This window comes from Streptomyces sp. NPDC091649 (genome assembly GCF_044756785.1).
Taxonomy (GTDB): Bacteria; Actinomycetota; Actinomycetes; order Streptomycetales; family Streptomycetaceae; genus Streptomyces.
Genome location: NZ_JBIVTR010000018.1, coordinates 104,417 through 126,967 on the forward strand (window position 1 = coordinate 104,417; position 22,551 = coordinate 126,967).

The following is a 22,551-nucleotide window of genomic DNA, read 5'->3' on the forward strand; positions in this document are numbered from 1 at the left end:
ACGGAACGCCGGAGCGCTCCCCGGCCGACGTCCCGGCGACCGAGGGCCCGCGCTCCAACATTTCTGACTGCCCGTCAACTACTGCGCGCATGTCAAGACGGCGGCGGCCCGCGCGAGCACACCGAAATGCCGTCGCACGGGCCGCCGTTCAGTCCGTCGAGGCCCGCCCCCAGTGGGCCCCGACGACCGCTTCACCTGGTCGGGGTCACCAGAAGAAGGGCGTGAAGTTGACCGCGACGCTGTGGTCCGACTGGTCGATCGGCACGAAGGCCGAGTGGCTCACCTGGGCGGACGTGTTCTCATTCGACGCGCCCGCGCCGACGGCCTGCTGCTGGGTCGTCGAGGAGTTGCCGGAGTTGGCGCCGCCGACACCGCTGCCTCCGACCGTCGCCACGGCCGCGTTCGATCCGTCGTTCGCGAAGGAGCCGTTGTCCGCCGTCGCGACTCCACCGCAGAGCGCGACGGTCAAGGGAAGGGCGGCGACAGCGGCGAGGGCGCGAGCGGTACGGATACGTGCCATGTCATTTCCTCCAGAAAAGGTAACTGCGGCTTCATATGCGGCTGAGCCCGGGAAGTCGGCCGACCGCCCGGTTGCTGTTCACGACGTCGCGAGACCAGAGCTGCCCAGCCCATCCGCGGCGCACCCCTCACCACCGCGCGGTTCCCCCTCACGTATGACGCAGAGCGGATAAACCCGCGATGCCGCACGAAAGCACAGGTCAGCGAGTCGGCCCGAAGATCCGTTGGCGCGCCCGGGAAGAAGCGTTCCGCCGGCCACCCACTCTCCGGGCATCCCCCCGTACCGCCACCCATCACCTCTTCCTTTATTCGAACTCACGTACGAACATAGTTCCATGGCCACCATCGACCGGCAGACCCCCACCCTGGCCCTCGCCCACGCTCTCGCCGCCGCCGGGCGCGGGCTCCCCGTCTTCCCCCTGTCCGCGACCAAGCTCCCCGCCCTGCGCTCCCCGCACCGCGGCGAGCGGCAGACGGCGCACTGCCGGGGAGAGTGCGGACTGCCGGGGCACGGAGTGCACGACGCCACCACCGACCCGGCGGCCGTCCGCGCCCTCTTCGCCGCCGCGCCCCGGGCCACCGGCTACGGCATCGCCTGTGGGCGCTCCCCCCACCGCCTCATCGGCGTCGACCTGGACGTCGACCCAGCGGACGCCGGCGACGCGGCGGGCGCGCTCCGGCAACTGGCCCTCCACCACCTGTTCACCATCCCTCCGACGGTCACGGTGCTCACCCCGAGCGGCGGCCGCCACCTCTGGCTGACCGGACCCGCCGACGCCACGGTCCCCAACTCCGCCGGCCGCCTCGCCCCGGGCATCGACATCCGGGGCAAAGACGGCTATCTGGTCGGCCCCGGATCGGTCACCGCCCACGGCCGCTACCGCTTGGCCCCCGGCACCGCCCACCTCACTCCGGCACCCTGCCCCCGCCCCCTGCTCCGCCTCCTGACCCCGCTGCCGGGCCGCTCCCCCGGGGCGACGGGCGCGGGCACGGGCGCGGGCTCGACTACGGGCGCGGGCACCGCCTCCGCAGCAGCCACCGGAACAACCACCAGCACGTGCTCCGGCGCACCGGCCGCCGCGGCTCGTCGCGGTGAGGGCCTGGTCCAGTTCGTCCTGGCCGCCCACGAGGGCCAGCGCAACACCCGCCTGTTCTGGGCGGCCTGCCGCGCCTACGAACACGGCATCGGCGACGCCTTCGCCCGGGCGCTCACCGCCGCCGCCGTCCGCACCGGGCTGCCGGAACACGAGGCCCGCGCCACGATCGCCTCGGCTGCACGGTTGACCTCGGGGCAGCGCGGGGTGACGGACGGCGCGGCTTGACGGGACCGGTTCCTTCCGGAGCCTCCCAGGGCCCTTTCGGTCCTACTCCGGCCCCCGCCGCCCGGCGCTTCCCGGTTGCCGCGTTCCAGCAACCAGCAACCAGCAACCGGCGACCGGCGACCGGCGACCGGCGACCGGCGACCGGCGACCACACATCATGCGTGCATGACCCATGCCGTTTCCACTCTCAACGCCACAGAAATTCGGAGTGACCCAACACTGAGCAGTGAGACCGACCCCGCGAGCCGCGGGCTGATTCTCGCCTGCCTGGTGATCGGAATCCTGTTCTCCCTGCGAGCGGCCTGGCTGCTGCTCGTCACCATGCCGGACGCCCGTGACGACGAGCGCGCCTTCACCGCGCCAGCCGCCTGCACGATCCCCGGCCGAGGCGACTCCGACTGCCTGCGTACGGTCTCGAGGTGATCGACCGAACCGCGGAGGACGAGACGATGCGCAGGACACCGTCGTACTGGGCACACCTCATCGAGTCGGACGGGACGTCCACCCGCACCCGGTTCGAGGTCGACCTCGAACGGCTCCCGGCCGCCTTACCGGGAGCGGGCATCAAGGTCACGTACTGGCAGGACAGATCCGGTACGTCGACTTACCCCCTACCGCCACTACACGCACGCGGACCCACGCGGTGCCTTCCGGATGCCCACGGTCATGCGCCCGGCTTGTGTATGGCCCACACTCGGGCCGGCAGGCCCCAGACGCTCCCCTGCGGTGCGCCCGCCGAAGCAACTCGGGCGGAAGCACCGCCATGGACGCTGCTCGCCTCCTCCACCGGAGCTTCGACCTTCCGATCAAACCGAGCCCACTGTTGATTGAGCGTGACTCTATGCGACTAGTCTGGAGTGTTTTTGCAAACATACCGACATCACTAGCAAACTGTATCCGCAAACAGGTATGCTGGTTCCACAAACAACCCGAGGAGAACGCATGGCAACTCTGCACACGGCTATCCGAGCCAAGATGGGATCGACGCCGTACTACGTGACCACCATGAAGGTGAGCAACCTTGTCCAGGTCGCCCGGCCTGCGAGCGAAAAGGAGGACTGGGCCACCACCGGCTTGACCGAACGGCTGCAGCGTGAGCTCAACGACACCCGAGTTCGCACGGAGATCGCCCCGTACCTGGCCAACTCGGCTGACCGGTTCTTCGGTGCCATCATCGTGCTGCTGGACTCCGATGAGGAGCCGGAGTTCGAGCCGCTCAGCGAGGTGGCCAAGAGCCTGCCGACGGCATATCGGTCCACCATGGGCAAGGACTCCCTCGGATTCCTGACCATCGACAGCGGCGAGCGCATCATCCTCGACGGCCAGCACCGCTTTGCCGCCCTGCGCGAGGTCTACCTCGCTCGCACCGTCGAGGGGGAGTACGCCAAGGACGTCGGGGACGACGTGGTGACCGTCATCATCGTTCCGCGCATCAGCACGCAGCACACCAGGAAGATCTTCAACAAGGTCAACCGCTACGCGAAGAACACCAGCCGCGGCGATAACATTCTCACCAGCGAGGACGACGGATTCGCGATCCTTACCCGCCGCCTGGCGGATGACGGCGGCCCTCTGTCCGGCAAGAACCACAAGGGCGAGTCGCTGGTCAACTACAAGAACAACACCATCGCCGAACGCAGCACCCAGCTCACCACCTTGAGCGCCATCTACGAGACCGTCCGCATCATTGCCGAGTACTACGACATGGCGGACGACCTGAACGAGAAAAGGACCCATGTCCGCCCCTCGGAAGACATGATCGATCAGGGCTACGAACACGTCGAGGGTTGGTGGACCACCGTCCTGGACGGCATGGCAAAGCTGAAGTACGGGCGCGACAACACCAAGATCCTGCCTGAGCTGCGCGCCAAGGAAGCTGACTACGGGCTGCTGTTCAAGCCGGCCACCCACATCGTGCTCTTCCAGGCGCTGTCGCAGATGCTCCAGGCGGACAAGGATCTGACCATCAAGGACGCGGTCAGCCGCGCGTACCAGCTCGACTGGAGGATCACTGCGCCTCTGTGGCGCGACGTTCTGATCAACTCCGCGCACAACATCCTGACGAAGAAGGAGAACTACAACCTCGCCGCCGACTTGATCACCTATCTGGTGGTCGGAGATAAGCTCCCTGCAAGCCACATCAAGGAGTTGGGCGAGCGCGTCGCGAGGGCCCGCGGCGAAGACGAGGAGACGTTCCAGCTTCCGGATCCCCTTGACGACTGACCGACGCCCTTCACCTCGTCAGCAGGTACCACGCTCCAGGGTGGACGGCCATCACGAGCCTCAGCCCTGGACCCCCACAGCCCCCAACTTCCGTCGCGTCTCCGACAGGCACGCCGGAGAACACGACAGGTCTAGCATTGCAGCGGCCAATCCAACGGGCCTCCTAGAGCCCAACGCAGTAACCCTCATAGCCCATAGGCGACCCGGCGCCATATCGCCGCCCGCAGGTAAGGCCGCCAGTCGGTGCTGTTGAGTAGAACATTTCCCACGGCCAGCAGGTCAGAACTGGCGGCAAGGAGTCCTGGGTATGGCTCCGCCATGCAATCCGCGTTCATGGCCAAGACGATTAGCGCATCCGTGGGACCTTCGCCCGGCTGTTGTTCCGCGAACTTTATCAGTGACCAAGCAGGGCCCTCGCTCCTGAAGACCTGACCGCCCTTCAGCCCAGAGGCAACCAACTCCGTCAAAAGCTCTTCGGCCCGGTGGACACGCAGAGGGCGGGCCCCCGCTCCGGGGACCCGCCCTCTGGCCTGCTCCTTCTCTCACTTGGCGGTGGGTGTGGAATTTGTACCCACGGTGACTCGCGCTACGACAGTTTTCAAGACCTTTTGGTGATCACGATCGCTGGCCGCTGGGCCGCAGCTCAGGCGGGTGCTGTCTGTCCCCCGTTGAGCCCGTCTTCATCTACGGAGGCGTCCACCCGGCTCGTACGCTCTCGAGTAGCAGTGCAGGGTCTCGCCGACGGTTCTGTCCTTGTGGGTTACCCAGCCGCTCAGGTGGACGGGGTCGGCACAGCCGCCGGTGCGGCGGATCTGGTCCTCCCAGCGGGTGTAGTCGGAGGCCGAGGCCACCCGGAGGACGGACGCCCCCGAGGACGGTCGGGTCGAACTGTGGGGCGGGCATGGATCGCTTCTGTTTCGAGGGTGCGGTCCGGTGGGCCATGCTGGAGGTTCCTCCCGATCGCGAGATCGATCGGTGGGCACGGCTCCCGGGCGGTGGATGCTTGGCGGTATCGAGGCCGCCCGGGGGCCGGTCAGCGACGCTTGACGTCGGACATGATCAGGGAGCGCAGGACGACCGCGCAGACGGCGACCAATGCGCCAGTGACGGCGACCGCCAGGAGCAGCGAGACCAGGACGGTGCCGACGACCAGGACAACGGCAGTACCGGCACCGACGAGCGCGACCGCGGTGCCCGGGGTGAGCTGTACGACCGGACGGGATGGCGGAGGGGCGGCGGCGGGTGCCGGGGCAGGCGTGCCCGGCGTGATGGTGGTCGGCTGGACGACGGCGGGCGGGGTGACCGCGGGCTGTGGCATGGTCGGGATCTTGGGCTGGAACATGGGTAGTTCTCCTCTCCCCTGCGCGGTCTACTTGACGGCGGTGTCGATGACGGAGGCAAAGAGGCTGTCGGCAAGGAGGTAGCCACCGAGGAGGAGCACGCAGATCAGCCACACCGGCGGGCGGAAAAGCTTGATGCCGAGGTAGCCGACAACCAGCAGGGCTATCCAGAGGGGGACGTCCATGGACGCTGTCTCCTAACGGACGGTGCAGCGGTGGGTACGGGCGGCGAGTTGGGCGGCGGTCCGGCTGGAGTAGTCGGCGGACCAGCCGCAGCGGTCGGCGGCGTGGACGGTGCGGCCGGTGCGGTCGCGGTGGAGCGAGGTGTGCGGAGCGCCGATGCGGTGCCAACCGCCGGACGCGTCTCCCGCGACGGCGACCTCGCAGTTCGGCGGGAATCTGGATGGCGGCGAGGACCGCGTCCGGGGCGATGTCGCCGAAGGCCATGTTGGCGGAGGTCTCGTCGTTGAGACGGCGGGCGGTGCGGCCGGTGAGTTGGGCGCGGAGCATGGTGATGCCCTTGCCGAGTTCGGAGCCGAAGCGCTGTCTGCAGCGCGACCGGCGTGCCCATGGCAGCTCGCCGTTGATCCCGGGCTCCGGAACGGTGACGGAAAGGATCTCCACCTCCTCATTCGCCGCGAACATCACGTCCACGGTCATGAGCTGAGCACCGGTCTCCATGTCGGTTGCGATCTCACCGGTGCGGCGGTCACGGACCTTGACCCTGCGGAGTCTTGGCGACCATCACGGCAGCGCTGGAGATGTCGACGGGAACCTGACGCACAGCAGATCACTCCTCTATAGGTCCAAAACTCCGTCACTCATATATATGAGTGACATGAAGAAGAGTGCAGGACTCCTGTACATGAGCCAACCCGCCGCGAAGAAGAACTCACGACGGGTTGCCGGAAGTTGAGTGGAAGTCAGTCGTCGGCAGGGATCCGATACTCGAAAACGAACTGGTCAGCGGCCATGAGCGTGTCGCACACCTCGACCACCCGACCCGCGGTCGTACGGGCCTCCCGGATCAGGTGAACCACGGGCGCGCCAGGGCTGAGCGCCAGTTCCGACGCCTCCGCCTTCGAGGCCGGGCGCGCTTGAAGCGTCTCGACGAACTCCGCGAACACATGCCCGCGGTCTTCGAGTCGAGCATAGATGCCGCCGCCCCCGGGGTTCTCGGCGAACAGCTCGGGGATCTCCTTCACCACGTCCCAGGGCAGGTACGACGAGGCGGTTTCCACCGGAGTGCCGTTACGGAAATAGAGGCGTCGGCGGGCCAACACCTGTGTACCGACGGGAACTCCCAGACGCTCGGCGGCGTCCTCGGGCGCACCCATGGGACCGATGTAGAGGACGCTGACTTTCGCGGTAGCGCCGGACTGTGCGGACTCCGCGAGGTAGGCCGCCTGGCCACCTTGCCGGAGCGAGCGCCGGAAGCGATCGGAGGAGCGGTGCCGTGCGGGGGGCCGGTTCTTCACGATCGAGCCCTTGCCATGCCTGGTCTCGACGAGCCCACTCGCCCGTACCTCGACCATGGCCTTACGGATCGTCCCGCCGGAGACGCCGTAGCGGTCCACCAGCTCGGATTCGCTCGGCACCATGTCGCCGGCCTTGAGAACCCCCGCCCGAATCTGCTGCACGAGGTCATCAGCGATCTGCACATACCGAGGACCGGAACCGGCCCCTCCCGCCGCAGTTCCCATAGTCCTTCCCTGCCTCCTATGCTCCTCTACATGAGTCAACCACAGGAAGCGGCACCCACTCCCCTGCACTCCGTGTCCGTCGCCGGAGTAGTGGTGCGCGAGGACGGCCGCCTCCTGGCGATCCGCCGAGCCGACAACGGCACCTGGGAGCTCCCCGGCGGCATCCTCGAACTCAGCGAGACACCCGAGGCCGGCGTAGCCCGCGAGGTCTGGGAAGAGACAGGCATCCACGTCGAGGTGGACCAGCTCACCGGCGTCTACAAGAACACGACCCGAGGCATCGTCGCCCTGGTCTTCCGCTGCAAGCCCTCCGGCGGCACCGGGCGCACATCAAGCGAGTCGACAGCCGTCTCCTGGCTCACATCCGACGAGGTCAGCGAGCGAATGGCCGAGGTCTACGCAGTCCGTCTCCTGGACGCCCTGGACGACAACGGCCCTCACGTGCGGAGCCACGACGGCAAGCAGCTCATCACAGCGGGATAAGACTTTCTCTACTTCATCAAGTACCCGGCCGCGCTTCGCTCCGCCGGGCGGAGTCGCCGGTTGGGAGGGGGCATCGTTCCCGGCCGTGGGCACATCGTAAGCGTGGTGGGCTCCCATCCCCTCCACCGTCGCCCCACACGCATGTGTCGGAGAGTCATCCCGAGGTCGGAAGCGGCTGGACCGACAGCGGGAAGTCCCACGACGAGCGCGGCCTGAAGCACCGAGCGCGGAAGGCTGTCCGAGCCGTCCCCGTCCCGCCGGTCTACGTCCGCATGGTCCGATCCCACATCGAGCGCTTCGGTGTGGGATCGGACGGGAGGCTCTTCCGGGCAGCGCGCACCGGTCGCCTCACGTCGAATGAGTACTCCGAGGTCTGGACCGAGGCCCGCAAAGCCGTGCTCAGCGAGCAGGAGCTACGCACTCCGCTGGCGGATGTCCCGTACGCGCTGCGGCACGCCGCGATCTCGCTGTGGATCAAGTCCGGCATGGACCCGGTGGAAGCCGCCTACCGCGCCGGCCACAGCCTCGCGGTGCTCTACCGGTTCTACGCCAAGCTCCTCAAGGGTGGGTCAGCGGCGGCCAACCGGCTCGTTGAGCTGGGACTTAGCGCCCGAAGACTAGGGCCGATCCTGGCCCGCGCGTGGCCCACACGCCCTGGTCTGCACCGAGAAACACGGGCGCGGAGTGAGACAAGGTGAGCGCAGAGGGCGGGTCCCCGGTTCGGAGACCCGCCCTCTGACCTGCTACTTCTCTCAACTGGCGGTGGGTGTGGGATTTGAACCCACGGTGACATCGCTGCCACGACGGTTTTCAAGACCGTTCCCTTAGGCCGCTCGGGCAACCCACCCCGCGTCGGCTGCCCGGTCGCTGTGCAAGCCGACGGGGCGACAGGCCCGCGCGGGGCCGGTTCGACGCGTGGGACAGCCTAGCCGGTCAGCTGTCGCCTTCGCGCTGGCCCAGGGTGACTTCGGCCGTGGCCGTCCTGCCGTCGCGCTCGTACGTCAGGGTCACCTTCTCGCCGGGCTTGCGGGTCCAGATCTCGCCGATCAGGGTCGGCCCGCTGTCGATCACGGTGCCGTCGAACTTCGTGATCACGTCGCCCGCCTTCAGGCCCGCCTTGGCCGCCGGGCCGTTCGGGGTGACGGCGGGGGTGCCGCCCGCGCCCTCGGCGGAGATGGCCGCGCCACCCGTCTTCTCCTCCATCGTCACCGTCGCGCCGATCACGGGGTAGACCGGCTTGCCGGTCTTGATCAGCTGCTCGGCGACGTTCTTGGCCTGGTTGATCGGGATCGCGAAGCCGAGGCCGATGGAGCCGGCCTGGGCCTGGCCGAGGCCGCCGCCGGTCGACTGGATCGCCGAGTTGATGCCGATGACCGCACCTGTCGCGTCCAGCAGCGGGCCGCCGGAGTTGCCCGGGTTGATCGAGGCGTCGGTCTGTAGGGCGCTCATGTACGAGTTCTTGTTGCTGGAGCCGTCTCCCGAAGCCACCGGACGGTTTTTCGCGCTGATGATGCCCGTGGTGACCGTGTTGGAGAGGCCGAAGGGCGCGCCGATCGCGATGGTGGAGTCGCCGACCGCGACGCCCTCCGAGTTTCCCAGCGGCAGCGGGGTGAGGCCCGCGGGCGGGTTCTTCAGCTTCAGCACGGCCACGTCGTAGCCCTGCGCCCGGCCGACCACCTCGGCGGCGTACTTCTTGCCGTCGGAGAAGGTCGCCGACAGTTCGCCGGACTCCGCGGCGGAGGCCACCACGTGGTTGTTGGTGAGGATGTGGCCTTCCTTGTCGTACACGAAGCCGGTGCCTGTGCCGCCCTCGCCGTCGCCGCCCTGCGCGTCGATGGTGACCACGCTGGGGAGCGCCTTCGCCGCGACCCCGGCCACCGTGCCCGCCGGGCGCTTCAGGTCCCTCGGGGTGTCCGACGCCGAGATGGTGGTCGAGCCGCCGGAGTTCTGGTCGTCGTTCCGGTCGGCCGCCCAGAAGCCGAGGGCTCCGCCGACGCCGCCCGCGACGAGGGCCGCGACGGCCACGGCCGCCACCAGGCCGCCGGCGCGGCCCTTGCGGCTCCTCCCGCCCGCGGGCTCGGAGCCGGGCGGGGCCGGAGCACCCCAGACCGGGCCGTGGCCGCCGCCGTGGCCGGTACCGCCGGACGCGTGACCCGCGTCCCCGCCGGCGTACGACGGGACGGCGGGCGGGGGCGGCGGCCAGGACGCGGCGCCGGGGGGAAGCTCGGGTGCCGCTCCGTAGCCGGGGGCGGCTCCGTACGGGGAGTGGTGCGGCGGCTGCGGCGGCTGGGACGGCGTCGGATGGGCGCCCTGGGCGTACGCGGGCGTGGCCGGGGAGCCCTGGTGCGTGGGGTCGTGGCGCGGTGCGTCGGCGTGCGCCGGGGCCCCCTGCTCAGGGCCTCCCGCACCGGGGGCGTGCGGAGCGGCGTCCGCTGCGCCGCCGTCGTGGGCGGGGAGGCGTGCGGTGTCGTCCTCAGTCCCCCGCGCGGCGTCCTGGGCCGGGGTCGACGACGAGGGAGGTGCGACTCCGCCGTCGGCCGGCTCAGGAGTGGCGGCCGGCACGGGAGGTGCGGACGGAACGGACGGCACGGCCGGTACCACGTGGTCCTCGTTGCCCTCGTTCTCGGTGCTCACAGCTCTTTACTCCTCGGTTCCACTCGGCATCCAGTCGGCATTCGGCAAGAAATCCGCTGTGCGCGTGTCTGCGGTCAGCTTTTCCCACAGCACGTCGGGCCACTGTAAGCAGGAGCTGTGCATCCGCACACCAATCTTTACATCCGACAAAACAGACCTCCAGGGTGACATGTGCTCAGCCACCCCTCCGGCGGTGACACCATGGCGCGGGTGACCCAAGCACGGCAGCGCAGCGCGCACACCTCCATCCAGGTCATCGCCCATCGCGGGGCTTCCGACGACGCCCCCGAGCACACCCTGGCCGCCTATCGCAAGGCGATCGAGGACGGTGCCGACGCCTTGGAATGCGATGTCCGGCTCACGGCCGACGGCCACCTCGTCTGCGTCCACGACCGGCGGGTGAACCGTACGTCCAACGGGCGCGGCGCCGTGTCCGCGCTGGAGCTGGCCGACCTCGCCGCCCTGGACTTCGGCTCCTGGAAGGACCACGAGGAGTCGCCGGACTGGGACCCGGTGCCGGGCGAGCTCACCTCCGTACTCACCCTGGAACGGCTCCTGGAGCTGTTCACCGAGGTCCGGGCCACCGGACGGCAGCTGCAACTGGCCATCGAGACGAAGCACCCCACGCGCTGGGCCGGGCAGGTCGAGGAACGGCTCCTGCGGCTGCTGAAGCGCTTCGGGCTGGCCGATCCGCCCCCCGAAGGGCCCTCGCCCATCCGCGTCATGAGCTTCTCCGCCCGCTCGCTCCACCGCATCCAGGTGTCCGCCCCCACGCTGCCCACGGTCTACCTGATGCAGTTCGTATCGCCCCGGATGCGCGACGGGCGGCTGCCCGCCGGCGCCCGGATCGCGGGGCCCGGCATGCGGATCGTGCGCAGCCACCCGGGATACATCGAACGACTGCACCGCGCGGGACACCGGGTGCACGTGTGGACCGTGAACGAACCGGCCGACGTCGACCTGTGCGCCGAACTCGGCGTCGAGGCGATCATCACCAACCGCCCGAAGCAGGTTCTGTCCCAACTGGGCCGCATCTAGGGGCTGTCCCGTAGGCAAACCGAGCCGCATTCGGCACTGTTTCAGCGTGGATTCAGCAGCATGGGTTCTGTACGAATACCGTACGAACGCGGTACGGCTGAAGGTGCGCCAAGTCCCCCGAACGGCACCGTCACGGGGTGTGCACCGGCGCATTCACCGCGCGTTCGATCGTTACGAGTGCGCCACCGAGAGAGCCTTGGCCGGTTTCCGGTGCAGCTCAGTGGGGCATCCAACCCGTGGCGTGGGGCAAAGGAGGTCTCGGGGGTGGCGTTGGTGATGGCACAAGAGGTGCCTGCGTCGTCGAGCATGGCCGTTCCTCATGGCCCTGCCGGCGTGGGGCGGGCACGACACCGGATGCGTGAGCAGTTGCGCGACCAAGGGGTGTCGGACGCGGTCGTCGACGACGCTGTTCTGATCCTTTCCGAACTCCTCAGCAACGCCTGCCGGCACGGCAGGCCCCTGGGGCGGCACACCGACGTCGGCGACGGAGACGTCCGTGCCGCATGGCGGGTGGACACGGACGGCGCGCTCACCGTGGAGGTCACGGACGGCGGCGGACCGACCCGCCCTGTTCCGGCCACCCCTTCGGTGACGGCGCGCGGCGGTCGGGGCCTCAACATCATCAGCGCCCTGGCCCAGGAGTGGGGCGTCCGGGACGACGCGCCCGGCGAGGTCACGGTCTGGGCCCTGGTCTCCTCGAAGAAGCCACCGGGTGTCAGCGGCAACGGCTCCGGCCCGCGCGGCTCCGACACACAGGGCATCGAGGCACAGGGCATCGAGGCACAGGGCATCGGCGCGCACGGAATCGGCGCGAACCGCCTGGGCGCGAACCGCATCGGCGGGCTCACCGGATTCGAGAGCCTGGACCTCTCCGACGCCTTCGACGACGTGGGCTGAGACCGCGCACCCGTGCGGGCCGAGCGCATACGCGGACAGAGCCCGCAGGGACGACTCGGGCCTGGCGCGCGTACGAGGCCCTGGCCCGCGTAGGCGTACGAGGCCCTGGCCCGCGCGGGACAGAGCCCGTACGGGGCCGAGCCCGTGTCGACCCGGGCGGGCCGAGCGGGTACGCGGGCGGAGCCAGGCTCCCCGGGCGGCTAGGCTCGCGCCGAGTCCGCACTGTCGCAATCGGGAGAATGCCCACCATGGCCAAGAAGCGCCCTCAGTCCAAGGCCGGGAAGCAGCAGCTCAAGGACGGTGAGATCCCGGTCGTCGGAGCCCGTGAGCCCTGCCCCTGCGGATCGGGCCGCCGTTACAAGGCGTGTCACGGACGCGCCGCCGCCCAGGCCGTGACCGAGCTCGTGCACCGTCCCTTCGAGGGACTCGCGGGCGAGTGCGACTGGGTCGCGCTGCGCGAGCTGGTGCCCGCCGCCACCGTCGAGCTGACCCTCAAGGACGGGCTGCCCGAGGGGGTTCCCTCGGTGACGCTCGCGACGGTCCTGCCGATGGCCTGGCCGGCGCTGCGCCGCGACGACGGTTCCGTCCTGCTCGCCCTGCAGAACGACACCTCCTCCGGCGACCTCAGCCGCGACCTCGCGGACACCCTCCAGCGTGCCCTGGAGGCCGAGCCCGGCTCCCCGGTCGCCGCCCGTCGCGTACCGGCCGATGGTCCGCGCCTCCAGGACCTCCTCGCCCCGGACGCCGCGTTCAAGCCGGACGTGCACTCCGGGTTCGAGTTCTGGGTGCCGGACGCGGAGAACGCCACTCCCGAGGTGTCCGCCTCCCTGGAGCGCGCGAACGCCGCCGCGATCCCGACGACGCTGCTGTCCGGCGTCGACGCCGCCTACTGGTGCGAGACCCCGGAGAAGAACCACCTGCGCTGGGTCATGCCGCACCCCGAGGAGCAGCTCCTCGACGCGCTCGCCCGGCTGCACGCCGCGGGCACCTCCTCGATCGGCGACGACACCCGCCTGGTCGGGTCGTTCCGGGCGCACGGGCTCGTGGTTCCCGTCTGGGACCTGCCGAGCTCGATGGGCGCCGAGGCGTGCGAGAAGCCCGCCGTCGAGTTCGCCGAGCGATTGGCGGCGGCGCTCGCGTCCGACGCCCCGCTCACCGCCGAGGAACGCCGCGCCCGGGGCGGTCTCACCAACCGACAGGTGACCCTCAGCTGACCGTCACGACGAGTCGTCGCCTACGGTGACCCGCGTCACAACTCGCCGTACTCGTAAGTAAATCGGCGTCCCCAAGGGCGAGATCGAATTTGCGAACGGCAGATCTCTTGTTACGGTTCTAGAAGCCCGGTCGCTGGTGCATCCCCCGTCGCCAGCGACCGGGCGTCCTCGTTTCCGGCTGCGGCCCGCCTGTGAACACCCCGGGCACGCCAGGCCGCCCCGCTCCCGCGACCCTGTCGGTCACCTCGGATTCCGTGCCCGTCGGAGTCGTCCCCGAGGAGCGGCCGGACAGCGTGTGCACGGGTCGGAGTTCCTCACCGTTCGCGCACCGGGCGGCGAGCACGCGCCCGGGTCTCATCGCCCCCGTCTCCAGACAGCGCCTCAGAAGCCTTGACACTCCGGCCTCCTGGCGAACCGCCAAGAAGATTCCACGGCGGCCGGAACACCCATCGGAGTCTCCATCGAAGCGTCCATCGGAGCGTCCGGAGCAACGGCGGTACCCGGGCGTCCGTCGGAGCGCCCCGGGCAACGGCGGTGTCCAGGGAAGCAGCCGGCCGGGCCGGGCGCGCGAACACAGCGGCGACCGGACCGGCCGCGCCGGGGTGCAACGGGACCCGCCATGCCGAGCGCCGTGGCGGCGGCCGTACCGCCTGGTGCTCGGCGGGGTTCCGGACGGACGGGACGGCGACCCCGGCGACGGAGCGCACGCCGGCGCAGGGGACGCGCGGGGCTCAGGGCACAGGGCACCGGGGAACGGCGGGCCCGGTACGGCCCGGACGGCTTCGAGAGCCGGGCGCGTCCCCGGGGCCGCGCGCCCCGTGCGCCGTGTCAGTAGGCGAGCCGGCTGCCGCCGCCCGGGGCGCCGGTGCTCGACTCGACCAAGGCGTCCAGGACGGCTTCGACGTCCGGAAGCCAGGGGGCCGCGGGCGCGGGACGCCCGCCCTTCGCCCGCCTGCGGGGCACCGGGGCAGTCGAGGAGGCTTCCGCCGGCGCGGGGGGCCGCTCCCAGCGGACCTGGCCCGCGCCGATCCGGGACGGGGGCAGGACGAGGTAGCCGCCCTCGCCGTGGAACCGGAGCGAGCTGGGCACCCAGTCCTTGGCGTACAGCAGCTCGCCGAGCCGTTCCAGGGTGTACGGGGCCACCAGCAGCGACCACCGGGTGGGCGTCGCCACCACGGGGCCGAGCCGCATGCCGAGGAGGTCGAGGGCGCTGAGCGCTCTGGCCCCGGCAACCGCGGGCAGGCTCACCGCGCAGGGCGCGCGGCCCCCGGTGGCCAGCATGACGGGGGCGGCCGGCCGGTGGGTCCACCACCAGCGCACCATGCGCTCGTCCGTGGTGGCCGCCAGCAGGCCGGGGTCGAGGGGGTGTGCGCCGGGTACGGCGCAGTCGGGTTCGGGGCAGGCGCAGCCGAGGCCGCCGCTCTCGCCGCGCGGGGCGGCCTGCGCCGTCCCCACTCCGGGGAGCACGGGCCATTGCCATACGGTGGCGCAGGTCAGGGCCGCGTCGAGCCGGGCGGCCCCCTCCTTGCGCCGGAGCCGGAGCCTGCGTCGCCTTCCGAGGATCTCGCGCATGAGCGCTCGTTCCTTTCCGTTGAACGCCGAGTCCACATGACACCACGCGTGCGTGACACCACGTGCGTATCTCTTCGCTGTGCGTTCGTGCTCATCAGTTCTGCGGTACGGGCGTGCCGTCGATGCCGAGCGTGAGCCGAGCCGAGCCGAGTGGAACCGGTCCGAATAGAACCGATCTTGGGTGGAACAGAGCCGAACCGAGCAGAGTCGAGCGGGTCGTACCGAACGGGGCCGAACTGGCCGAGCGGAGTCGTTCTCCCTGGCGGGGTCGAGCGGGCCGAACCGAGCGGGCCGAGCCGGGCCGACGACCGCCGTGCGAGGGTGGCGTGCGCCTCGCCTGCCGTCCCTGGTGCGAACCCCGTCGTCCGGGCGGGGCGTCACCGTCACGGGTAAGGACGCCCGTACCCGCTGCCGGGTTCCTGGTCGATCATCACCGCACCCGCGCGCCACCGTTTAGGTACCCAGCATGCCCCGGATGACGCTCCTCCGGCGATGTGACCCCGGAGGCACCCCTGTGAAGCAGCCCCAGTCGATCGCGAATAGCGTTCATAGGGTGCACTTTTCAGCCAAGTTGACCGACACTGGGAGGGCGCGAATCGCCCGGCCCCCGAAGGGGACAATGCTGGACATCGGGTTACTTGTGCGTGTACATGTGGATGCATTGATAGTGGCGCAGAATCACATGGGGGTTTGCGATGCTATTCGACGAATCACACCGGTCGGAAAGCTGGCTGCCATGAGCGCCCCACACCTGCCGAAAGTGGCTGGAATCGATCCTGAGGTTCCGGTTTCGACGCACACTCCCGCTCCTCTGAGGGAGGTCCCGGGGCCGCCCGGAGCCTTCCTCCAGGACCGGCTGGCCGGCTGGGTCTCGGACCTCACGACCCTCCACGAACTCACCGAGCGGCTGGCCGGGACGAGCACCCTCGACGAGGCCCTCAACGAACTGCTGCGCGCCGGAGCCGCCCTCGTCGGCGCCCGTCGCGGACTTCTCGTTCTGGAACCGGCGAACGGCGAAGGCCCCTCCGCCATCCTCGGCCTCGGCCTCGGCCTCGGCCTCGGCCGCGCGGAGATCGGGCACATCGAGACCGTTCCGCGCGCGTCCACCGCCCTCGGCCGCGTCCTCGACGGCCTGCCGGACACGGCCGACGGGGTCATCACCCCCGATCTGCTCGACGAGCCGGACCTGGACCCCCGGCACCGCGAGGTCGCCCTCCGGCTGGGCTACGCCGCCAGTTACGCCCTGCCTCTCTCCTCCGACGCGGCCGGCCGGCTCGGCGCGGCCGTCTGGCTCTACGACGAACCGGCCGAGCCCGCACAGAAGCAGCGCCATCTCGCCGGTCTCTACGCGCGCTACGCCGCCGAGCACCTCGCCCGCCTGATCGAGCTGGAGCGCGCCCGCGCGGATGTCGCCGCCGTCGCCGAGGAGCTGCTGCCCAGCCGGCTGCCCCGGATCCCCGGCGTCCGGCTCGCCGCCCGGCACCGCACCGGCCCCCGCGGCGGGGGCGACTGGTACGACGCGCTGCCGCTGCCCGACCGCACGCTCGGCCTCGCGGTCGGCTCCGTGGGCGGCTCCGGGCCGAGCGCGATGGCCGCCATGGGCCGACTGCGCGCCAGCCTGCGGGCGTACGCCGTGATGGAGGGAGAGGACCCCGTCGCCGTCCTCTCCGACCTGGAGCTGCTGCTGCGGCTCACCGAACCCGCGCGGACCGCGACCGCCCTCTTCGCCTACTGCGAGCCGGCCGCGCGCAAGGTGGTGCTGGCCGGGGCCGGGCACACCCCGCCGCTGGTGCTCGGCGAGCGGCGCTGCGAGTTCGTCGAGACCACGCTCTCCGCCCCGCTGGGGATGCTCGCCTGCTGGGAGGCGCCGAGCGTGGAGCTCAGCCCCGCGCCAGGCGAAACGGTGCTGCTCTACACGGACGGCCTGCTGCGCCGCACGGGGGACACGATGGACCGCGCTTTCGCCCGGCTGCACTCCGCCGCCGCCTCCGTACCGAAGCGGGACCGGCACGATCCGGCGGCCGTGGCCGACCACATCCTGCGCACGATGCTGCCCGGCGGCCTGGACCGGAGCGATTCGGCCGAGGACGTCGTGATCCTCGCCGCCCACTTCGACTGACCGGCCCTCCCGGTCGGCCACCGCTCCGGCCGACCGCCGCTCCGGCCGACGCCCACCGCGTCCGACGCCTCACGCGGCCGGCGTCCTCGGCGGCGTCACCCCGGTCCCGGCCGGCCCCGGTCGCGGTCGACGGCTCCCGCGACCGAACCCGGTGACGGCCTCCGCGGTAACAGGCCCTTCGACCCTGGGCCCCCTTCCGTACGCCCGTACGATGGGTGATGGTCCAGTGTCGTATCAAGGAGAGACAAATCGTGTCCGAGGAGCTCATTCCGGAGAACCCGGAGCAGGAGACCGAAGAGAACGAAGCGGCAGAGCCGGTCAAGCAGCGGAAGAACGGCCTGTACCCGGGCGTCTCCGACGAGCTCGCCGAGAACATGAAGTCGGGCTGGGCCGACACGGAGCTGCGCGGCCTCCAGCCGATCGCCCAGGCCGAGCACACCGCCGCCCGGCGCGCGGCGCTCTCCGCCCGCTTCCCCGGCGAGCGTCTGGTCATCCCCGCGGGCAACCTGAAGACCCGCTCCAATGACACCGAGTACGCCTTCCGCGCCTCCACCGAGTACGCGTACCTCACCGGTGACCAGACCCAGGACGGCGTACTCGTCCTGGAGCCGACGGGCGACAGCGGTCACGAGGCGACGGTCTACCTGCTGCCGCGCTCCAACCGCGAGAACGGCGAGTTCTGGCTCGACGGCCAGGGCGAGCTGTGGGTCGGCCGCCGGAACTCCCTCACCGAGGCCGAGCAGCTGCTCGGCATCCCCGCGAAGGACGTCCGCGAGCTGGCCGCCGCCCTGGCCGAGGCCACCGGCCCGATCCGGAGTGTCCGCGGCCACGACGCCGGCATCGAGGCCGCCCTCACCGACAAGGTCACCGCGGAGCGCGACGAGGAGCTGCGCGTCTACCTCTCCGAGGCCCGCCTGGTGAAGGACGCCTTCGAGATCGCCGAGTTGCGGAAGGCGTGCGACGCCACCGCGCGCGGCTTCGAGGACGTCGTGAAGAGCCTGGACAAGGCCGAGGCGACGAGCGAGCGCTTCATCGAGGGCACGTTCTTCCTGCGCGCCCGCATCGAGGGCAACGACATCGGCTACGGCTCGATCTGCGCCGCCGGCCCGCACGCCACCACCCTGCACTGGGTCCGCAACGACGGCGCCGTCCGCGCGGGCGAGCTGCTGCTGCTGGACGCCGGGGTCGAGACCAACGAGCTCTACACCGCCGACGTGACGCGCACCCTGCCGATCAACGGCACGTTCACGCCGCTCCAGCGGAAGATCTACGACGCGGTGTACGAGGCCCAGGAGGCGGGCATCGCCGCCGTGAAGCCCGGCGCCGACTTCCGCGACTTCCACGACGCCGCGCAGCGCGTGCTCGCCGAGAAGCTCGTCGAGTGGGGCCTGCTCGGCGACCTCTCCGTGGACAAGGTCCTGGAGCTGGGCCTCCAGCGCCGCTGGACCCTCCACGGCACGGGCCACATGCTGGGCATGGACGTCCACGACTGCGCCGCCGCGCGCACCGAGGCGTACGTCAACGGCACGCTGGAGCCGGGCGTCTGCCTGACGGTCGAGCCCGGCCTCTACTTCCAGGCCGACGACCTGACCGTGCCCGAGGAGTACCGGGGCATCGGCGTCCGGATCGAGGACGACATCCTCGTCACCGAGGACGGCAACCAGAACCTCTCCGACACGCTGCCCCGCCGCTCGGACGAGGTCGAGGCGTGGATGGCGCGGCTGAAGGGCTGAACCCACCCCCGCACGCGCGCGAGGGCGCGCTGCTCACTACACCGTGAGCAGCGCGCCCTCGCGCCATTTCAGGACCTTGTCGAAGCTCACCACCGCGCCTCGGCCCGGCCGGTTGCCGAACTGGACGTGGTCGGAGAGCTGCTGGATGAGGTCGAGACCCCGGCCGCTCTCGGCTTCGTCGTGCGGAGAAGGGGAATGGGCGGCTGGACGAAGCGCGCGCCGGGCGGGAAAGCCCGGCCCCGAGTCGCTGACCTCGATACGGCATTTCTCACCGTCCAGATAGGCCGTGACCCGGTACTGCCCGGAGTCCGCGGCAGGGCGTCCGTACCCGGTGTCCACCGGCTCCCCCGGAGCCGTCCGCTCGCCGCCGTGTTCGACGGCGTTCGCACAGGCTTCGCTGAGCGCGACCGACAGGTCGAAGGAGATGTCCGGATCCACCCCTGCGGTTTCCATGGTGCCGAGCAGAAAACGACGGGCGAGTGGAACGCTCGCAGCTTCGCGCCGCAAATGAAGAGACCACCAGATGCTCATCTTTCAGCCTCCTGGCTGCGGCTCGACGTATCGATACGTATTGCCGCCCTCGGCACTTCGTAAGCACGGACCGGGTGGGAGAGCCCTCGTTCGGCGGATGCGGATATTCGGCCGCCCGGTGTATGGCTCCGGTCGACCGCAGGTCACGGGGGGCGTACGCCCTCGGCGCGGGTCGCGAGGACGCGCCCATGGCCCGCTTCGTCCGCTCCCCGGTCCGTACATCCCCCGCGAACAGGCGCAACAAGCACGGTTGCGGACGGAGCCTGATCTTCCGGACCTGCCGAACCGCGCAGGGGGGTGCAGTGCGATGATGTCCCGGCCATGTCCACGCCTCTCGCACGCGCCGGAGCCGGTCTGCGGCTCATGAGGGCCGCGGTGTTCACCGCGGCCTGCGTCGCGCTGTCCGCGGCCGGACACGCGTTCGCCGCCGGATCGGCCGTCCCGGCGTGGACGCTGCTCGCCGGATTCCTCGGCGTCCTCGCCGCCGCCACGGTCCTCGCCGGACGGGAACGCACCCTTCCGTCGATCGTGGGCGCGCTGGCCGGCGGGCAGGCCCTCCTGCACATGCTCTTCGCGTACGGCGGCCACGGCGGCGCCCCGGCCGCCGCCGCACCTCCGGGCGGCGACAACACGCTCATCCGGTTCGCCGCCGGCCTGGTGTGCGGCGCCGGACCGGACCGGCTGAACACGGCCGACGCCCACCGCATCGTCTCCGACGCGGGCATCAACCCGTCGACGCTCGCGCAGGGCCACGGCCATCTCGCGGCCGGAATGGCCCCGGCCGCCGGGCCGGAGGGCGGGGACGGCGGATCCGGCATCGCGGCGGTCTGCGCCGCGGTGTCCGCGCTGATGCCGAGCCTGCCGATGTTCCTGGCCCACGTCCTCGTCGCGCTCGCCACCGGCTGGCTGCTGCGGCGCGGCGAGATCGCCCTCTTCGGGCTGGCCCGGCTCTCCGCCCACAGCGCCCAGGCGCTCGCGGCCGGCGCCCGGCTGCGGTCCCTGCGGGCCGCGCTCGCCCTCGTCCGCGCGCTGCGGGCCGGGGAGCGCGAGCAGCTCATGGCGGGGCCGCGCGTTCCGCGCTACTCCCACGACGTACCGATACCGGCCGTCGGGGACCCTCTGCAGCACCTGGTGATCAGGCGCGGGCCTCCGCCCCCGTACGCCCTCGCAGCCTGACGCGACGCCTCCGCCCACCACCGCGGGCCCGTCCGTGCACGTCGATGTGCACGCACTCCCACGGGACCGGACCACGAGGTGTCGTGCCGCCGCCGCGCACCCGCGCGCCGGACCACCGTGTTCCGCATCCCCGTGGAGATTCCCGCCATGAAGCTTTCCCGTATCGCCCTCGCCGGCGCCGCCGCCGCGTCCACCGTCCTGCTGGTCGCCGGCCCGGCCGCCGCCCACGTCAGCGTCCAGCCGGTGGGCGAGGCCGCCAAGGGCGGCTACGCCACGCTCAACTTCAAGGTCCCCAACGAACGCGACCAGGCATCGACGGTGAAGCTCGAGGTCAGCTTCCCGGCCGAGCACCCGCTGTCGTCCGTCACCCCGCAGGCCGTCCCCGGCTGGAAGATCACGATCGACAGGAGCACGCTCGACAAGCCGCTCGAGGTGCACGGCAAGAAGATCACCGAGGCCGTGTCCAAGGTGACCTGGACGGCTGACGAGGGAGAGATCGCCCCCGGCTACTTCCAGCAGTTCCCGGTCTCCGTGGGCGCGCTGCCCGAGGACGCCGACCAGCTCGTCTTCAAGGCGGTCCAGACGTACGACAACAAGGAAGTCGTCCGCTGGATCGAGGAGCCCACGGCAGGTGGCGACGAGCCCGACAGCCCGGCCCCGGTCCTGAAGCTGACCGCCGCCTCCGAGGACCACCACGGGGGCGCGGCCGGCGACGCGGAGAAGGCCGACGACCACCAGGCCGCCGGCGCCGAAGCGTCGTCCAAGGAGACCAGGACCGCCGCGTTCTCCTCCTCCAGCGACACCACCGCCCGCACGCTGGGCATCATCGGCATCGTCATCGGCATCGGGGGCGTCGCGTTCGGCGTGCTCGCCGGACGCCGCCGCTCGGCCTGACCCGCCGGTTCCATCACCCGCACCACGTTCAGGAAACCCCTCTCATGCGCACCAGAAAAGCAGTGACGGCCGTGGCGTTCGCCGCCGCGGCCGCGCTGGCCCTCTCCGCCTGCGGCACCGGTGACGACAAGGCGGACTCGCCCGTCGCCGACGTCAGCGCCGCACCGGACAAGGCCGCGACCGTCCTCGACCAGCCGTTCACCAAGCCGGACCTCGTCCTCACCGACACCCACGGCAAGGAGTACGACCTCCGCGAAGCGACCAAGGGCAAGCCGACGCTGATCTACTTCGGCTACACCAACTGCCCCGACGTCTGCCCGCTGACCATGAGCAACATCTCCCTCGCCAAGCGGGAGCTGTCCAAGGCCGACCAGGAAAAGCTCCAGGTCGTGTTCGTCACCACCGACCCCGAGCGCGACACCCCCGCCTCGCTCGGCAAGTGGCTCTCCGCCCAGGACCCCTCCTTCACTGGTCTCACCGGCGACTTCCCGGCCATCCAGGCCGGGGCGCGGCAGATCGGCATCGGCATCGACGCGCCGAAGAAGGAGAAGGACGGGACCGTCGTCTCGATGCACGGCGCCCAGGTCATCGCCTTCTCCCCGAAGACGGACAAGGGCTATGTGCTGTACGGCGAGGACACCACCGCCGAGGAGTACACGAGGGACCTCCCCAAGCTGATCAAGGGTGAGGCTCCGTGAACCACCGGGCAGCCCTCGCCGGCGTCCTCGCCCTCACCACGGGGCTGACGCTGGCCGGGTGCTCGTCGGGGAGCGAGCCTGAGCTGAAGGTCGTCGGTGGGTTCATGCCGCAGCCCGTCAGCGACATGGCCGCCGGTTTCCTCGTCGTCCAGAACAAGGGCGGCACGGGAGACCGGCTCACCTCGGTGACCAGTCCGCTCTCCGACGACGTCACGATCCACGCGACGAAAGACCAGAAAATGCGCGAGGTCTCCTCCTTCGAGGTGCCCGCCAACGGCGAACTGGACCTCGAACGCGGTGGCAACCACATCATGTTCATGAAGCTCAAGCAGAAGCCCAAGCAGGGCGAGAAGGTCTCCGTCGAGCTGCACTTCGAGAAGGCCGACCCGATCACGGTCGACCTGCCGGTGAAGGAAACCACCCACAACCCGAAGAAGCAGTGAGGGACTGAACCG

22 protein-coding genes, 1 tRNA gene and 2 pseudogenes are annotated in these 22,551 nt (G+C 70.6%); 14 read left to right on the forward strand and 11 right to left on the reverse strand.

The features are described 5' to 3' along the window. Window positions 1–205: 205 nt before the first annotated feature. Window positions 206–520, reverse strand: coding sequence for a hypothetical protein (locus ACIQMU_RS25985; RefSeq protein ID WP_352239124.1), 315 nt, complete (start codon window positions 518–520; stop codon window positions 206–208). Window positions 521–854: 334 nt separating this feature from the next. Between ACIQMU_RS25985 and ACIQMU_RS25990 the strand changes: the two genes are divergently transcribed. From ACIQMU_RS25990 to ACIQMU_RS26000, 3 genes are all read left to right on the forward strand, one after another. Continuing rightward, window positions 855–1,841, forward strand: a complete 987-nt coding sequence (locus tag ACIQMU_RS25990; RefSeq protein WP_402689809.1) for a bifunctional DNA primase/polymerase — start codon at window positions 855–857, stop codon at window positions 1,839–1,841. 165 nt (window positions 1,842–2,006) lie between these two features. Beyond that, window positions 2,007–2,264 carry a hypothetical protein gene (locus tag ACIQMU_RS25995; RefSeq protein WP_402689810.1) on the forward strand — a complete coding sequence of 86 codons (258 nt, stop codon included), beginning with the start codon at window positions 2,007–2,009 and terminating at the stop codon, window positions 2,262–2,264. Between the two features lie 519 nt (window positions 2,265–2,783). After that, window positions 2,784–4,064, forward strand: coding sequence for a DNA sulfur modification protein DndB (locus tag ACIQMU_RS26000; protein ID WP_402689811.1), 1,281 nt, complete (start codon window positions 2,784–2,786; stop codon window positions 4,062–4,064). 686 nt (window positions 4,065–4,750) lie between these two features. On the opposite strand, the pseudogene ACIQMU_RS26005 reads toward ACIQMU_RS26000, so the two are convergent. The 6 genes and pseudogenes from ACIQMU_RS26005 to ACIQMU_RS26030 all read right to left on the reverse strand — a co-directional run. Next, a pseudogene (locus ACIQMU_RS26005) lies at window positions 4,751–5,006 on the reverse strand (replication initiation protein); the annotation flags it as partial. A 91-nt stretch (window positions 5,007–5,097) separates the two neighbouring features. Further along, complete coding sequence (locus tag ACIQMU_RS26010) at window positions 5,098–5,406, reverse strand: SpdD-like protein (protein ID WP_402689812.1); 309 nt, start codon at window positions 5,404–5,406, stop codon at window positions 5,098–5,100. A gap of 27 nt (window positions 5,407–5,433) precedes the next feature. Then, window positions 5,434–5,589: a hypothetical protein gene (locus ACIQMU_RS26015; protein WP_010060553.1), complete on the reverse strand. Its 156-nt coding sequence runs from the start codon at window positions 5,587–5,589 to the stop codon at window positions 5,434–5,436. Window positions 5,590–5,601: 12 nt separating this feature from the next. Beyond that, on the reverse strand, window positions 5,602–5,745 hold the full coding sequence (locus tag ACIQMU_RS26020; RefSeq protein WP_402689835.1) for a mobile element transfer protein: 144 nt from the start codon (window positions 5,743–5,745) through the stop codon (window positions 5,602–5,604). Window positions 5,746–5,954: 209 nt separating this feature from the next. Beyond that, window positions 5,955–6,188: pseudogene (locus ACIQMU_RS26025) on the reverse strand (hypothetical protein); the annotation flags it as partial. Window positions 6,189–6,327: 139 nt separating this feature from the next. Then, window positions 6,328–7,107 (reverse strand): GntR family transcriptional regulator, encoded by a 780-nt coding sequence (locus ACIQMU_RS26030; RefSeq protein WP_402689813.1) that lies wholly within the window; start codon window positions 7,105–7,107, stop codon window positions 6,328–6,330. 18 nt (window positions 7,108–7,125) lie between these two features. Here ACIQMU_RS26030 and ACIQMU_RS26035 point away from each other — a divergent pair, with 18 nt between their 5' ends. Both ACIQMU_RS26035 and ACIQMU_RS26040 read left to right on the forward strand, forming a co-directional pair. After that, on the forward strand, window positions 7,126–7,590 hold the full coding sequence (locus ACIQMU_RS26035; protein ID WP_402689814.1) for an NUDIX hydrolase: 465 nt from the start codon (window positions 7,126–7,128) through the stop codon (window positions 7,588–7,590). A 272-nt stretch (window positions 7,591–7,862) separates the two neighbouring features. Further along, a complete protein-coding gene (locus ACIQMU_RS26040; RefSeq protein ID WP_402689815.1) occupies window positions 7,863–8,288 on the forward strand; it encodes a hypothetical protein in 426 nt (141 codons plus the stop codon). Window positions 8,289–8,347: 59 nt separating this feature from the next. On the opposite strand, the gene ACIQMU_RS26045 is transcribed toward ACIQMU_RS26040, so the two are convergent. Together ACIQMU_RS26045 and ACIQMU_RS26050 are read right to left on the reverse strand one after the other, a co-directional pair. Next, window positions 8,348–8,437: transfer RNA gene (locus ACIQMU_RS26045), tRNA-Ser, on the reverse strand. An 86-nt stretch (window positions 8,438–8,523) separates the two neighbouring features. Beyond that, window positions 8,524–10,224 (reverse strand): S1C family serine protease, encoded by a 1,701-nt coding sequence (locus tag ACIQMU_RS26050; RefSeq protein WP_402689816.1) that lies wholly within the window; start codon window positions 10,222–10,224, stop codon window positions 8,524–8,526. Between the two features lie 201 nt (window positions 10,225–10,425). On the opposite strand from ACIQMU_RS26050, the gene ACIQMU_RS26055 reads away from it, so the two are divergent. The 3 genes from ACIQMU_RS26055 to ACIQMU_RS26065 all read left to right on the forward strand — a co-directional run bounded on the left by ACIQMU_RS26055 (window position 10,426) and on the right by ACIQMU_RS26065 (window position 13,373). After that, window positions 10,426–11,262 (forward strand): glycerophosphodiester phosphodiesterase, encoded by an 837-nt coding sequence (locus tag ACIQMU_RS26055; protein ID WP_352239422.1) that lies wholly within the window; start codon window positions 10,426–10,428, stop codon window positions 11,260–11,262. A 177-nt stretch (window positions 11,263–11,439) separates the two neighbouring features. Continuing rightward, window positions 11,440–12,159, forward strand: coding sequence for an ATP-binding protein (locus ACIQMU_RS26060; RefSeq protein WP_402689817.1), 720 nt, complete (start codon window positions 11,440–11,442; stop codon window positions 12,157–12,159). Window positions 12,160–12,407: 248 nt separating this feature from the next. Then, window positions 12,408–13,373, forward strand: a complete 966-nt coding sequence (locus ACIQMU_RS26065) for a DUF5926 family protein (RefSeq protein WP_352239149.1) — start codon at window positions 12,408–12,410, stop codon at window positions 13,371–13,373. A gap of 828 nt (window positions 13,374–14,201) precedes the next feature. Here ACIQMU_RS26065 and ACIQMU_RS26070 read toward each other — a convergent pair. Next, a complete protein-coding gene (locus tag ACIQMU_RS26070; RefSeq protein ID WP_402689818.1) occupies window positions 14,202–14,945 on the reverse strand; it encodes a bifunctional DNA primase/polymerase in 744 nt (247 codons plus the stop codon). A 619-nt stretch (window positions 14,946–15,564) separates the two neighbouring features. Between ACIQMU_RS26070 and ACIQMU_RS26075 the strand changes: the two genes are divergently transcribed. Continuing rightward, window positions 15,565–17,064, forward strand: coding sequence for a PP2C family protein-serine/threonine phosphatase (locus tag ACIQMU_RS26075; RefSeq protein ID WP_402689819.1), 1,500 nt, complete (start codon window positions 15,565–15,567; stop codon window positions 17,062–17,064). A 251-nt stretch (window positions 17,065–17,315) separates the two neighbouring features. Further along, complete coding sequence (locus ACIQMU_RS26080; protein WP_352239152.1) at window positions 17,316–18,797, forward strand: aminopeptidase P family protein; 1,482 nt, start codon at window positions 17,316–17,318, stop codon at window positions 18,795–18,797. Window positions 18,798–18,833: 36 nt separating this feature from the next. Here the strand turns inward: ACIQMU_RS26080 and ACIQMU_RS26085 are convergent, their stop codons facing one another. Beyond that, window positions 18,834–19,328, reverse strand: coding sequence for an ATP-binding protein (locus tag ACIQMU_RS26085; protein ID WP_352239153.1), 495 nt, complete (start codon window positions 19,326–19,328; stop codon window positions 18,834–18,836). A 321-nt stretch (window positions 19,329–19,649) separates the two neighbouring features. Between ACIQMU_RS26085 and ACIQMU_RS26090 the strand changes: the two genes are divergently transcribed. The 4 genes from ACIQMU_RS26090 (at window position 19,650) to ACIQMU_RS26105 (ending at window position 22,539) form a co-directional block, all read left to right on the forward strand. Continuing rightward, window positions 19,650–20,504, forward strand: a complete 855-nt coding sequence (locus ACIQMU_RS26090; protein ID WP_402689820.1) for a hypothetical protein — start codon at window positions 19,650–19,652, stop codon at window positions 20,502–20,504. Window positions 20,505–20,651: 147 nt separating this feature from the next. Beyond that, a complete protein-coding gene (locus tag ACIQMU_RS26095; protein ID WP_402689821.1) occupies window positions 20,652–21,398 on the forward strand; it encodes a YcnI family protein in 747 nt (248 codons plus the stop codon). 44 nt (window positions 21,399–21,442) lie between these two features. After that, entirely contained in the window at window positions 21,443–22,096 is a 654-nt protein-coding gene (locus ACIQMU_RS26100) for an SCO family protein (RefSeq protein WP_352239156.1), read from the forward strand. After that, window positions 22,093–22,539 (forward strand): copper chaperone PCu(A)C, encoded by a 447-nt coding sequence (locus ACIQMU_RS26105; RefSeq protein WP_352239157.1) that lies wholly within the window; start codon window positions 22,093–22,095, stop codon window positions 22,537–22,539. Before ACIQMU_RS26100 ends, ACIQMU_RS26105 begins: the two co-directional genes overlap by 4 nt. Window positions 22,540–22,551 lie beyond the last annotated feature (12 nt).